14 protein-coding genes are annotated in these 13857 nt (G+C 34.5%); 9 read left to right on the top strand and 5 right to left on the bottom strand.

What is annotated here, in order from left to right:
• Nucleotides 1–142 precede the first annotated feature (142 nt).
• The 3 genes from FC97_RS00115 to FC97_RS00105 all read left to right on the top strand — a co-directional run bounded on the left by FC97_RS00115 (nt 143) and on the right by FC97_RS00105 (nt 3100).
• Entirely contained in the window at nt 143–1768 is a 1626-nt protein-coding gene (locus FC97_RS00115) for an SLAP domain-containing protein (RefSeq protein ID WP_056967591.1), read from the top strand.
• Between the two features lie 157 nt (nt 1769–1925).
• Complete coding sequence (locus FC97_RS00110) at nt 1926–2555, top strand: helix-turn-helix domain-containing protein (RefSeq protein ID WP_054642598.1); 630 nt, start codon at nt 1926–1928, stop codon at nt 2553–2555.
• 194 nt (nt 2556–2749) lie between these two features.
• Nucleotides 2750–3100, top strand: a complete 351-nt coding sequence (locus FC97_RS00105; RefSeq protein WP_054642597.1) for a bacteriocin immunity protein — start codon at nt 2750–2752, stop codon at nt 3098–3100.
• Between the two features lie 57 nt (nt 3101–3157).
• Here FC97_RS00105 and FC97_RS00100 read toward each other — a convergent pair whose 3' ends face one another.
• On the bottom strand, nt 3158–4096 hold the full coding sequence (locus FC97_RS00100) for a nucleoside hydrolase (protein ID WP_054642596.1): 939 nt from the start codon (nt 4094–4096) through the stop codon (nt 3158–3160).
• A gap of 4 nt (nt 4097–4100) precedes the next feature.
• Nucleotides 4101–4526: a MarR family winged helix-turn-helix transcriptional regulator gene (locus FC97_RS00095; protein WP_056967589.1), complete on the bottom strand. Its 426-nt coding sequence runs from the start codon at nt 4524–4526 to the stop codon at nt 4101–4103.
• Between the two features lie 218 nt (nt 4527–4744).
• Here FC97_RS00095 and FC97_RS00090 point away from each other — a divergent pair, with 218 nt between their 5' ends.
• From FC97_RS00090 to FC97_RS13740, 6 genes are all read left to right on the top strand, one after another.
• Entirely contained in the window at nt 4745–5392 is a 648-nt protein-coding gene (locus FC97_RS00090; protein ID WP_054642594.1) for an NAD(P)H-binding protein, read from the top strand.
• Between the two features lie 312 nt (nt 5393–5704).
• The gene (locus FC97_RS00085) at nt 5705–7051 is read left to right on the top strand and encodes a PTS sugar transporter subunit IIC (RefSeq protein WP_054642593.1); all 1347 of its coding nucleotides are present in this window, start codon (nt 5705–5707) and stop codon (nt 7049–7051) included.
• A gap of 26 nt (nt 7052–7077) precedes the next feature.
• Nucleotides 7078–8007: a DUF7916 family protein gene (locus tag FC97_RS00080; protein WP_054642592.1), complete on the top strand. Its 930-nt coding sequence runs from the start codon at nt 7078–7080 to the stop codon at nt 8005–8007.
• 134 nt (nt 8008–8141) lie between these two features.
• Nucleotides 8142–8417, top strand: a complete 276-nt coding sequence (locus FC97_RS00075; protein ID WP_054642591.1) for a hypothetical protein — start codon at nt 8142–8144, stop codon at nt 8415–8417.
• Between the two features lie 169 nt (nt 8418–8586).
• A complete protein-coding gene (locus tag FC97_RS00070) occupies nt 8587–10050 on the top strand; it encodes a DHA2 family efflux MFS transporter permease subunit (protein WP_054642590.1) in 1464 nt (487 codons plus the stop codon).
• Between the two features lie 212 nt (nt 10051–10262).
• Nucleotides 10263–10397, top strand: a complete 135-nt coding sequence (locus FC97_RS13740; protein ID WP_256970469.1) for a hypothetical protein — start codon at nt 10263–10265, stop codon at nt 10395–10397.
• A 51-nt stretch (nt 10398–10448) separates the two neighbouring features.
• Here FC97_RS13740 and FC97_RS13630 read toward each other — a convergent pair whose 3' ends face one another.
• From FC97_RS13630 to FC97_RS00055, 3 genes are all read right to left on the bottom strand, one after another.
• Entirely contained in the window at nt 10449–11579 is a 1131-nt protein-coding gene (locus tag FC97_RS13630) for a GGDEF domain-containing protein (protein WP_082397505.1), read from the bottom strand.
• Between the two features lie 231 nt (nt 11580–11810).
• A complete protein-coding gene (locus tag FC97_RS00060; protein ID WP_054642589.1) occupies nt 11811–13181 on the bottom strand; it encodes a DHA2 family efflux MFS transporter permease subunit in 1371 nt (456 codons plus the stop codon).
• Nucleotides 13182–13394: 213 nt separating this feature from the next.
• Complete coding sequence (locus tag FC97_RS00055; RefSeq protein ID WP_054642588.1) at nt 13395–13778, bottom strand: YxeA family protein; 384 nt, start codon at nt 13776–13778, stop codon at nt 13395–13397.
• Between the last annotated feature and the right edge of the window lie 79 nt (nt 13779–13857).

The raw sequence follows: 13857 nt of genomic DNA, 5'->3' as shown, positions 1-13857 counted from the left end.
GTAAGGGTAGCTCAGAAATGAGCTGCTTTTTTATTAAGAATTTATTTTGTTTTTGGATAATACATTGTTAATAAAAAATTTCCTTCTAGAATTAAAGTTGAATAAATAAGTACTCAGATAATTTCCTTTGGGGATGTAGATAATGAAAAATAGTAAAAAGATTTTAGCAGCTTCTGCTGTAGCAATTATGTTAGCACCAGCTGCAATTTCCGCTCTTCCACAACAAACTGCCCAAGCTAGCGGTTTGGTTGGATTAGTAGGAACAATTAGACGTGATGGCGGACAAATCGTTGATGATAACGGTAATATTACTAAATCAACTTTGCCTAACTTCAGTTCATGGAAACTAGGTCAAACTAAACAATTACGTGGTAAAACTTATTATCAAGTTGGCAATAATGAATGGGTTGCTTTTGACTCAATGGATATCGCTGAAAATGGTGTTAAGTTAAACGAATATGCATCTAACTATAATGCTGATGTTCGTAACGTTGCCACTGTTGGTGCTAATACAACCATCGTTAATAGTAATGGTCAAAATACCGGCCGTACTTTACCAAAAGGTAGCCAATGGCAATTAGGTGCTATCTCTACTATCAATGGCGCTGTTTACTATGAAGTAGCCACTAACGAATGGATTGCTGCTAGTTCTATTACTAATATGACTTCTAGTGATACAAGTAATCAAGCCGCTGGTAAGCAAGCTCAAACAACCACAAATACAGCCGTTAAAAAGATTGGAACTTTGAATTCTACAGCTTCAATTTACGGTCCAGACGGAAAACCAATGGGTATGACTTTGCCACAAGGTAGTCAATGGCAATTAGGTACTTTGATAACAGTTGGTAGTAAGAGAATGTATCAAGTTGCAACTAATGAGTATATTGACGCTAATTTGGTAAATGTTAATGGACAAACTTCAACGACAACATCAACCACTGATACTGGTTCTAATGATTCAGTTGGAAAGATTGGAACAACCGTTGCTAGAACTGGCATTGTTACCGCAGATGGAATGGAAACAAATATGACCTTGGCTCAAGGTACACAATGGAAACTTGGTAAGACTATTAAAATCAATGGTACTTCCTTCTATGAAGTTGGAACAAACGAGTATGTTGTTGCCAATAACTTAACTATTAATGGTAGCAATACAACAACTTCAACTACTACGACACCCACAACATCAACATCCACTAATAGTGAAGTTAAAATAACTGCTAATCCTGATGTCGGTGAAATTGGTACAGCAACTGCTGAATTAGCTATTGTTAATGATGCTGGAAAGAGTACCGGATCATCCCTTCCAAATGGCAGTCAGTGGAAATTAGGACGTATCATGAACGCTAACGGTATGATCTACTATGAAGTTGGTAATAATGAATGGATTCCAGCTAGTGATTTAACAATTACTAGATCAAATGGTTCAACTACTTCAACAACAACTAACACGACTACTAACACTAATACCAATACCAATACAGCAACAGCTAATCCTGGTATTCCAACACCAGGTAACGGTTTAATTGGTACAACAACAGTTGCTCAAAAGACATATGATCCATCAACTAATGCTTACGGACAAACCTTACCAGTTAACACATCATGGAAGATTTCTAAGCTAGTTGTAAATAAATACGGTTCATACTGGGGCCAAATCTCTTCAAACGAATGGGTTTGGATCAGTACAGTTAGATTGAACAGTGGTCTTAACTTGAAGACATACGCTGTCAGTGAACCTGAATTTGCTGTAAGAATTAATAAATAAAAAAGTATTATTCATAATTAAAAGGTTCGATGTGGAATTTAAAAATCCCTCATCGATCTTTTTGTTTCTAAATAAACTACATACAAGAGAGATATTCCATTGATTGTGGAGTTATAAACTACTAAATATCTTTTCCAAATAACTAAGAAGGAGTAATATGCAATTTTCTAAAAAAATTAAAATATGTAGGCAAAAAAATAAATTGACGCAAGAGAAATTTGCGCAATCTCTTAATGTTTCAAGAAAAACCGTCTCAGGGTGGGAAAATGGAAGAAGCTTTCCTGATATAACGACACTATTAAAAATAAGTGATATGTATCATGTTTCTCTTGATGACTTAATGAAAGAGAGCAGTGGTGCAGAAGATTATTATCAGACACAAATAAAGAATGGTATTAGAGCTCAAAAAAAATCTACATTTTTATATTTATTGTTGTTGGTAAGCTTTATATTTCTTTTTATACAGTTCTTAACTAACTGGAAAATACCTTATCACTTGGTTATAATCATTCTTTTGATTTGCTTAATTTCTTACTTGGTTTCATATTCGAATGGATATGAATTTCATTCTTTGAAATATTTATTTAAATTTTTTTCTTATTTTATAGTATTCTTTGTTTTAAATAGTATCTTATTCGTAGCAACTGGGAACCTTGCAATCACCCAAAATATGTACTGGAATTTTGGGATTATAATTGGAGCAATTTTTCTTGATTTTCTACTTAGTATTACATTAACTACGCTTATTCTTTTTATTCCAGAAACAATTAAATCTAAACTCCGATAATTGTTGCAGTAAACTTTGAGAATTAAAAAAAGGTTCTAATCGTTATAGCGATTAGAACTCTTTTTATGGGCAATATGATGTCTTAAATTCAGAGCCTCAATAAGTCTTTTTATAGTAGCTTGTTCATAAGATAAACATAAACTAAATTTTAATTGTAGCTTGTATCAAATACTTATGTTTAGCGGAGGATAATAATGAAAAAAATTGATAGAGAAAATGAAATTAAAAGTGCAAAGTCACTTATTAGAGCATTAAATGATTTAATTATTAACAGAGAAGACTATCAACAGAAATCTGAATTAAGAGATATATCAGACGTTTTAGTCCAAGTAAATAAAACAATTGATACTAATAAGTATCCAGAAAGGTTATTAAGTAAATTGACGACTTTTATCTACAGTATGGGTCCTGCGGGGAAGATATATTTTCCAAAAGAAGAAGAGCAACTTATTGATAAAATAGCCGTAATTGCTCAAAAGTCTGGTAATACTGGTCTTTATTATTCAAGTTTTAATACAAAGTCTGACTTTTTTAATCAGTTATAATTTATAATATTCGGTTCAAGAAAAGCGTTCATACTACATATATGGTATGAACATTTTTTATTTTTCATAACTTTGAATTGAATCAAACAAGAACTTAACAAAGGCTTCACGATCAATGTCTTCGAGAACCTTAATACTGTTCTTTTGTGGAGCATCGGTTCTACGGTCAGGATATGTCATCCCTCGATATTGGTCGTTACTCAAGGAAACATCCATTGAATAGTTAGTGCTCTTAGTAAATAATTCAGGGGCAATTAAACTGATAACGGCACAGGCATCGTGGATTGGAATCTTAGTCATACCCTTTTCTAACTCGGCTTTAGTATAGAAATTTAGGATTGAACTGGCCATGACGCCGACACGACCTAAATCTTTAATTTTGCTGATTTCGTCCATTGTTAAATAGGCTTTATTTTCAGTCAGATTGAGTCCGGAAAGGGTGATTGGTAATCCAGAGTTGAAGACAATATCCATTGCTTCAGGGTCAACGTAAGCGTTGAATTCGGCTGCTAAGGTAATGTTACCTTGAAGAGTTGAGCCACCCATAATATAGATGTGCTCAATGTTTTCCTTAACTTCGGGGAAGGTCTTTAATAATAAGGCAACATTAGTTAGTGGTGCTGTGGCAACTATATTAACTTTTTCGTCACTTTTAGAAATACGATCGTACATGTATGTAACGGCGTTATGACTAACTAATGGGTAATCTTGACTGTTTTTGGGAAAATCATAACCGTCCATTCCAGTTTTACCGTGGATCTCACCAGCAGTTTCGACTTGCTTAACTAGTGGTGTTGCTTGTCCAGAAGCTAATTCGGCATTTGAACCTAAGAAAGTTAATAGCTTTTTAGCATTTTTAGTTACGTAATCTAATTTTACATTACCACCGACAGTGGTTACGCCGATTAAATCAGCTTTTTCGGGATGGGCCAAGAGTACAGTTAACGCAATGGCGTCATCAATTCCAGGATCACAGTCCATAATTACTTTTGTCATTCAATTAGACCTCACTTTTTAATTTTTGGGGAATCTTCTTCAACGCATGGATGAAGCTATGGCGTTCCAAGGTTCCAAGAGTAGATAAAATTTTTTGATTATTATCTTCGATAAATTTATCGATAGTAGGTAATAATTCTTTTGCTTTGTCAGAAAGGATAATTGTTTTCAGACGTGAATCATTTTTGACGGGAACGCGTGAGAGTAAATCATCTTTTTCCATTGTTTTAAGAATGTTAGTAGCTGTAGGTCGACGGATATTGAAATTTTCCTCAATGTCTTTTTGATAAGTGTCATTTTTACAATGAGCTACGAAATGAATAATTTGCACTTGCGTACCGGTCAAATCATACTTATGGGCAAAAGTATTGATGTCACGCGAGATTTCATTGGATGCAACCTTGATTAAATGAGCAACATCACTCGCCATAAAAAATCCTCCTTTGAGATTTAGAACACGAAGCAATTATAACATTTCGTAGTCAGCAGAATCTTTAAGGAGAAGCTATTTATTATCGATATTATTCCAATAATATTTCGACTTTTTGAAATTTATAATAATAATTATTTAGCGAGAATTATTTTTTGTAAAAATTTCAAAAGAACTCTATATTGGACTATGGAAACTAAAAACAGGGGGAAAAATAAATGGCTAAAGTTTTAATTTTAGGTGCTAACGGTAAAATTGCTCGTTTAGCAGAACATATTTTTGTTGATACGACGGATACAAGTTTGAAACTCTATCTTAGAGATGCAGAGCGTCTTAATGACTTTGTTGATTCACATGACAAGTTGACAGAAGCAATCGAGGGTGACACAACTGATGTTCAAAATTTGGTTGAGTCAATGAAAGATGTTGATCTTGTTTACGCTAACCTAGCAGGCAATAACATTACTGCTCAAGCTAAGGCTGTTGTTGAAGCAATGCACGCTGCTAATAAGACACGTTTGGTTTGGATTTCAACATTAGGTATTTATGATGAAGTACCTGGTAAATTTGGTGAATGGAATAAAAAGATTTTAGGGGACTACATTACAAATTACGCAGCTGCTGCCAAAGTAATTGAAGATTCTGATTTAGATTACACAATTATTCGTCCAGCTTGGTTAACTGATAAGCCAGAAGTTGACTATGAAGTTACGCAAAAGGGTGAGGATTTCAAGGGTACTGAAGTTTCAAGACGATCAATTGCGCAAATCGTTGTAGATATTTCTCAAGATCCTGACAAATTTAAGCGTGAATCAATTGGTGTCAATAAACCAAATACTGATGGTGATAAGCCTGCTTGGTATTAATTGAATAAAAGATGTCGAAATCAAGCTGTGATTTTGACATCTTTTTTTGTGTTGTCACAAATAAAAAAATAAGTTCCTACCGTTATGCAAATCTGTATTCACGCAACTAGTGAACCGTTGTAGAAAGCCAACCAAGGGCGTTATGTGAAACAGTCTTTTTTATAATAAAAATTGTTATGTCAATAATAATATTTTTAAATAGTGCAAAATATATTTTTTCGAAAAAAACAGATCTCTATTGATTGGACTATACCATCATGATAAGGTTCTTTATGCAACCGGTTGCAATAAATCTTGAGGGAGCAAATTATTATGGCTAACAGTAAACAAGGCGGGGGCTTCATGGCCTTTGTTGAGAAACATTTAATGCCAATCGCTGTTAAATTAGGGCAAATGAAACCTTTGATTGCAATTCGTGATGGTATTGCAATATCAATGCCACTTATTATCATTGGTTCTTTATTCATGGTTATCAATAACTTTCCAATACCTGTATGGACAGCTTGGTTAGCTAAGACAACTATTAAAGGGGTAACTGTCGCAGCAATCTTTGCCAAGATAGTTAATGGATCATTTGGTTTAATTGGACTAATTAGTGCTTTCGGTATCGCTGCAAGTTATGCAGAGCAATATAAGACTGATGGAAAATCAGCAGGGGTTATTGCTTTGGCAGCATACTTCGTTGTAACACCAAGTATCATGAGTGGTGACAAAGTTCCTGTTGAAGGAATGCCTTATAACTTCTTAGGAAGCCAAGGGTTGTTCGTTGCCATTCTACTAGGATTATTAGCTGGATGGATTTTCCAGTGGTTTATTAATAACGATATTCAAATTAAATTACCAGATACAGTACCACCTGCAGTCGCAAAAAGTTTCAGTGCTTTGATTCCCGGAGCTGTAGTTATTACTATTTTTGGTGCTCTTTACGCAATCTTTACATGGACAGGATTAGGCAATGTTCATTTGCTATTATTCCATATTCTATCCAAACCACTAGGTCTTTTGGGAGATACTCTTGGAGGAACTATTGTAGCAATTATGCTTAACAGTTTATTCTGGTTTATTGGTATTCATGGTGGAAATATTATTAATCCAATTATTTCACCTATTTGGTTAATGAATACTGATGCTAACCGTGTATTGTTCCAAGCTGGACATCTTGACTTAGCTCATCATGCTCATATCATTACTCAACCATTTATGGATAACTTTGTATACATGGGTGGTGGTGGTGCCACTATTGGACTTGTTATGGGTATTGGTATTTTGATCTTTATGAAGAGATCAAGTAAACAATTAGACGTTATGGGACCTTTGACGATCACACCAGGTATCTTTAACATCAACGAACCAACAATGTTTGGTTTGCCAGTTGTTTTGAATACAACTTTAATTATTCCATTTATCGTGGCACCTTGTGTAAATGCTATTACAACCTATTTTGCAATGGCAACAGGATTGGTTCCATTATGTAATGGTACAATGGCCTCATGGACAATGCCTCCAATTATTTCTGGATTCTTAGTAACGAATAGTTGGACTGGATCAGCCCTACAAGCTGTAAATATCGTGCTTGATATTCTAATGTACTTCCCATTCTTAATTGCTATGAACAAGCAACAAAAGCTTGAAGAAGCTGGTAAAGAAGTAGTTGCTTAAAAGAAAATAAAGGAGAAATTTTCAATATGGTGAAACGATTAATCAGTGCAGATACTAGCGATATGCTGGCAATGAACGGAGCTGAATTGAAGCAAAGTATCAAAGCCAGTGAAGGTCGAGTTGTTTTGAGTGAGAACGTTGTTGGTCATGAACCAATGGACGGCATCACAACTTCAGAAATTGCCGCTGCCTTTGGGGCCGATTTGATTTTGCTTAATGGATTGGATGTTTTGAATCCAATTATCTTGGGACTATACCCTGGTGAAGAAACTTTGGCTACTGCTAAAGCACATCATGATGGTGAAAGTATTCATCGTCTTCAAAAATTAGTAGGACGTCCAATTGGTGTCAACTTGGAACCAGTTGATCCTAACGCTAAAATGGCCGAAGATCGCTTAATTATTCCTGAAGGCCGTATGGCAAGCGAAAAAACTTTGCAAGAAGTAGAGAAGTTAGGTTTCAACTTTGTTGTCTTGACTGGTAATCCAGGTACAGGTGTTACTAATGCTCAAATTGCTGCCAACATTAAAGTTGCTAAAAAGAACTTCCATGGCTTAGTTATTGCTGGAAAGATGCATGGAGCCGGAGTTGATGAACCAGTTGTCAGTGAAGAATCCGTAAATGCCTTTCTTGAAGCTGGGGCTGATGTAATTTTGGTTCCTGCCGTAGGAACAGTGCCTGGTTTTGATGACGCTGAACTTAAAGAAGTCGTTAAATTGGCTCATGATAAAGGTGCACTAGTTATGAGTACAATTGGAACTAGCCAAGAAGGATCAGGCGCTAGCTATATCGAAAATGTGGCTATCAGAAACAAGATCGATGGTGTAGATATTCAACACGTCGGTGATGCTGCCTGGGGAATTCAGTCACCATTTGAAAATATCTTTGCAATGAGTAAAGCTATTCGTGGTGAACGCCATGCAATTGTTCGTATGGCACGTTCCATTAATAGATAGAAATTAATTCAATAGGGATGTTATTAGGCTGTGATACCTGGTAACATCCCTATTTTGAATAGCTTATGTAATCGATTGCAAAAGAGGCTTATAATAGTATGAAATAGCTTTTGGATTATATGGAGGGGATATGTATGTCATTAAAAGATGTTTCTTCAAAGTTTAATATTAGTAAAAATTTTGGATATGATTACTTAATAGAATTGAAAGATTCTAAGAAACTATCCAATTTATATAGTATATTAAAAAGTATTAGTACTTATGTAATTCCTTATGGGACAAGAGGTTACAGAGTCACATCCAAGAAATCTAAAGACTATATTATTGAATATATTTATGAAAATATTGATTTAGAAAAAAATGATTATACAGTATTGTCGACAATCGAATTTAATTCACTGAGAATTTGAATTTTATTAATCAGGGATGTTATTAGGTTTTAATACCTAGTAATATTCCTATTTTTTTCGTGTTTTTACCTATTTTAATGAAAAATATAAAAAGATTTCAGAAAACACTTACGAAAATAATTTTTTTCTGGTATATTAATCCACTGTTGCAACAATTTGGAGGAAAATTATGAGTCAATCTCAAAAAATTAATACAAGACCCGAACATCCAATCTTGTCACTATTGGGTGTCTTAATCGGTGGATTTGTAGGAATGTTTAGTGAAACTTCATTAAATATTGCCCTTCCATCAATCATGAAAGCTTTTAATATTGAAACAGGAACAGCACAGTGGCTAGTTACAGGTTATATGCTTGTAATTGCAATTGTTTTACCGCTTTCTAGTTTGTTAACAAAACATTTTTCAACTAGGGGATTAGTTAGATTTGGTTTGTTGGACTTCATCGTCGGTTCAGCAATTTCCGCATTAGCAATGAATTTCCCAATGCTTTTGGCAGGTAGAATGATTCAAGGTATCGCTACCGGACTTATTTTGCCACTTATGTTTTCAATTGCTATGAGAATCTTCCCACCTGATAAATTAGGTGCCGCTCTAGGTATGGCTGCCTTAGTTATCATGTTTGCTCCAGCTATTGGACCTACAATTTCAGGTATTATCTTGGGTGCATTATCATGGAGATATATTTTCTGGTCATTCATCGTTTTCCTATTGATCGGCTTGGTCATTATGGAAAAGAATTTGACTAACGTGTTTGAAGTAACTAAGCCCAAAATTGATTGGTTGGCTATTGCTCTTTCAACTATCAGTTTTGGTTTGATCGTTTTTGGTATCAGTTTCTTGAGCAAGAATATTGCTATGGCTTTGATTGCTTTAGTCGTAGGTATCATTTTCTTAGTTATTTATATTAGACAACAGTTGCATGCTAAAACTCCAACTTTGGATTTCTCAGTTTTGAAAACTCCAGAATTCTTAACCGGATCAGTTCTAGTTATGTTAAACTTTGGTATTACATTGTCAGCTATGTATTTACTACCAATGTACTTGCAAAATGGTTTAGGTATTGCCGTAGCCTTAACTGGTGTTGTAATGTTACCAGGTGGTGTTATTAACGCTGTTGTTTCATTTGGTGCAGGCCGTGCTTACGATAAGATTGGTGCTAAGATGATGTCTCGTTTAGGCTTCCTAATTTCTATCGTCGGTTCAGCAATGTTCCTATTTAGTAATTCAAATAGTTCCTTAGGTTATATCATTGTAGCTCATATTATTTTGATGATTGGTGTTCCATTGGCTATGTCACCATCACAAACATATGGACTCAACTCATTGGATGCATATCAATCCGCAGATGGTTCTGCTATCATCAATACTTTTCAACAAGTTATTGGTGCCGTAGCAACTGGTATTGCCACAATTCTTTTGAGTACAGGTCAAGCAAACTACTTTGCTAATGGTGGACATTCAGCAAAATTAGCTTTCACTAACGGTGCTCATTATGGATTCATGTTTACATTGATTTTAGCTGTCTTCGGATTCATCTTAGCTTTCCGTGTTCATAATAAGAGCAAGGAAACTGTTGATGTTAAAGAAACAGAAGAAGCAACTTCTAAAGACAAAGAAGCTGTTACAGAGTAATTAAAAAATAGAAAACAATTGATACTTGTTTAATCTCGGCTGACATATTTCGTTCAGTCGGGATTTTCTATTTCAACAGAGTTATTGTGAAATATTTCTGATGATTTTACTTGAAATTCAACACAAAAAATGGTTGAAATATATTTATAATTCCTTTACAATAATAGGGTTAATAAGATAAGTTAAATTGTAACGGGAAGGAGGGTTTTTAGATGTCACAAAATACACATAAAGGTATGACTGGCCACCGCCGTCCTGTAAACCAAAAAAATGGTGCAGAAAAACGTGCCCGTACACAAGCTGTTCTTGACTTCCTAAGAGGTCGCGACGCAAAAGAATCTAAATAATTAAATAAAAAGAGCTGACAGATTAAATCTGTTAGCTCTTTTTTTGTCCTATTAGATAATAGTGATCTCTTTACGACCATTGCGTTTTGAATGGTATAAGGCCTTGTCGACTCGAGAATAAAAATCATTGACGGAAACATCTTTTTTGCTAATCTCGGAAACACCAACTGAAATAGTGATATGGATCTTATTTTTATCGACATCCACTTCTGTGTGGTTAACAGCTTCAAAAATTTCTTTAACAATTGTTTGAGTCTCTTTGACATGATAATGAGGGAAAATAATGTTGAATTCTTCGCCACCGGTACGATATAGTTTAATACTCTTGTCATTCTTTGCCAGTACGGACTGTACAACCTCGACCACGGTCTGTAAAACCTTATTCCCAGCCAAGTGTCCATAAGTATCGTTAATGCTCTTAAAATGGTCGATATCGAACATCATCATAGTGAATTTTCCATCCGAAATGACATTATCCTTAAAGAGTGATCGAAAATCGATATCAAAAGCATCGTAATTATAAGCCTGGGTCAATTTATCATGTGTAGCATCCCGGAATAGAGCAGCTCTTGATTCTAAGTCAGTGTAAAGAATTGCAATATAACCGAAAGTAAATAATTCAATGATGAATAGATAGATAACTTGTCTGAAGAATATAGGATTGCTGATAGAAAACTTGATTTTAATAAGGAACCAATAGGCAGATCCTAGAATCAAACTGACAAGTAAATAGGGGAAAAAAGGAAATTTGTTTTTAGTATGGCTTTTGATGTAATTCAGTGAGTAATAAAAGGAAATTAAAACAATTCCTGAACACCAAGATTCCCAACTATTCAATGCTGAATTAAAGATCATGAAGGCCACGACGATTGGTCCGAATAAGTGATATTTAAAAGGAACACTTAGTATCACAGTGTAAAAAATGATTGAAACTAGTTGAAAATTAATATAAATCCAAGATTGATTTTTGTCACGAATTGAAAGCTGCATGATGAACAATAAAGATAAAATATAAATGATTCCTAAAATTGAACGTATAAGATATTTATCGATATTTCTATGGATAACTTTAAAAATTAATCTAACTCCCGCAAAGAGGATCTGAAAAACAATAAAGGCTCCCATAATGAAAAAGAGGCTAGTAATTAATGGTGCATTATCTAGAAAAATTTTAGTTAACAAAACTATGTTCCTCCTGGAACCTTTTGATTAGTACTTCCTGTAAGTAATTATAATCATTTCGTATGAATAAATTAATAGACAAAATTATTGATTTATTGGAAAAAATTACTAAAATTCCTTTAGTGTAGTTGTATTTAGATTTTTCAGTTCTTACTTATGAATTTTCATCTTCAAATCAAAAAGGTGATCATATTTACCAAATTAAACGGTTAATATGATCACCTTTATTTGTTAATCAATTTCGGGTCGATGTAATTTGTGGGTCATGATCAAAGCGACGATTAAGAATCCTAAACATGCTAGGAAACCAGCTTGAATACCAGTGGCTTGGTTAACAGTGCTACCAGTCATGACTTTGTCAGCTAAGGTAATAACAGCGATGATGATGGCTGTTCCAAAGGAAGCGGCTATCTGTCTCAAAGTGTTGAAAGTAGCCACACCATCAGAAATATATTTCTTAGGTAGGGAACTTAAAGCGTGGGTTTGAATAGGTATCAGAATCAATACTAACCCTAACTGACGAATAGTTTGTCCGACGGTTAACATTAAGACTGAAGCATTGACGTCGATCACAGCCTGCATGAAGGTACCGAAACAGTCGATCAACACGCCTGTGACCACAATCCGTTTGATGGGATATTTGTCAAAAAGTCGTCCACTGACAGGAGACATGAAACCCGTTAAGGTAGCTCCAGGTAACAAAGCTAGTCCTGAAATTAGAGGACTTTTGTGTAGGATGGTCTGAATCATTAGTGGTAAAAGAATAGTGTTGCCATACATAGTTAAAACAATCAACATATTGATAACAGTTGCAAAGGTAAATTGTGAATGCTTAAAAATTTCGAAATTAATGATCGGCTTGGATGATTTATTTTCCATAACTGAAAAGATAACAATCAAAATTAAACCTATTACGGTATAACCTAAGACGTTAAAGGTGAAGAGACTCGATTGTCCGATATTAGAGAAACCAGTTAATAAGAAGAGAAGTCCAAAACTGATGGTGATCAAACTGACAGTATCAAATTTAGGATTCTCGGTCGTTTCAATTTGTGGTAATAGGAAAATTGATAATAAAACCACAGCGATAATAAATGGTAGGATCAAAATGAAGAGGTATTGCCATGCAAAGTACTCTAAGATCACTCCAGACAAGGTTGGTCCAATGATAGGGGAGAAATTAAAGGCTAATCCAATGATTCCCATAACAGCTCCCTGTTTGCTCCTGTCGGTATATTGCATGGCAAGAACGTTGACCAAGGGCATCATCATACCGGTACCGATAGCCTGAATCATACGACCGACGATAACTAGCATAAATGAGTTAGCTACAGCACCTAGTAGAGTTCCGACTAAAAAAATAGAAGAAAAGGCAATAAATAAATGTCTAAAAAAAAATTTCTTTATAAAATAGGCACTTGTGGGGATCATGATAGCGTTGACTAAAGTGTAACCATTAGTTAGCCATTGAACGGTGGAAGAGTTAACATTGAAAACACGCATAAAGGTTGGTAGAGCAGTATTCATCAATGTTGAACACAAGACACCGAAGAAGGTCCCAAAGACCATGATGTACAGTGATTTTTTGATTTGTTTTGACATAATTCGAACCCCTAAAATGAAAAGTAGTAACTTATCCATTTTAGTTATCAAAATTGTTGTGGTCAAATTGAATTCTGGTTATTAACTTTATTCCTAAATTGGTTATATCGTAAAATCTAAATAATTAAATAAGAACAGCATCCATTAGGAGATATTCAAGTACATAAAACATGCCTTGAATACTTAATGGAAGCTGTTCTTTTATTTTTAATATTATAGATTCAATTTAGTATAGACATCACTAGGGATATCTTTTTTGAAAACTTCTTTATATGAATAGACGTAACTGCCTTTAGTATCAAGTTTTAGGTAATGATCCTGTTTCAATTTACCCATACCCATGAATTCGATAGGATGTTCTTTACCATTCTCGTCGTAACTCTTCAAGTTGTACGTGTAATTACCATAGCCATCTTTATCCTTGGCATCTTTATTATCAATTTTTACATATCTAGGCTCACGTTTGACCAAGATGTTGTAGTTATTAAATGCCTGTGAAACCTGACTGGTGTTGTCTTTAGTGTAGAAACAAGCACCTAAATATCCTAATCCTATAATAACAATGCCTAAAAGAAAAACCCTTAGAAAACTTCTCATTTGCGTTACCTCCTGAGAAATATACTAAGGGATTTAATTATTTTTTTACATTTGATCTACTTACATTATTCTTACAGAT

The sequence above is a fragment of the Companilactobacillus kimchii DSM 13961 = JCM 10707 genome, from assembly GCF_001435445.1.
GTDB lineage: Bacteria > Bacillota > Bacilli > Lactobacillales > Lactobacillaceae > Companilactobacillus > Companilactobacillus kimchii.
This window is presented reverse-complemented; position numbering and strand designations above follow the sequence as displayed.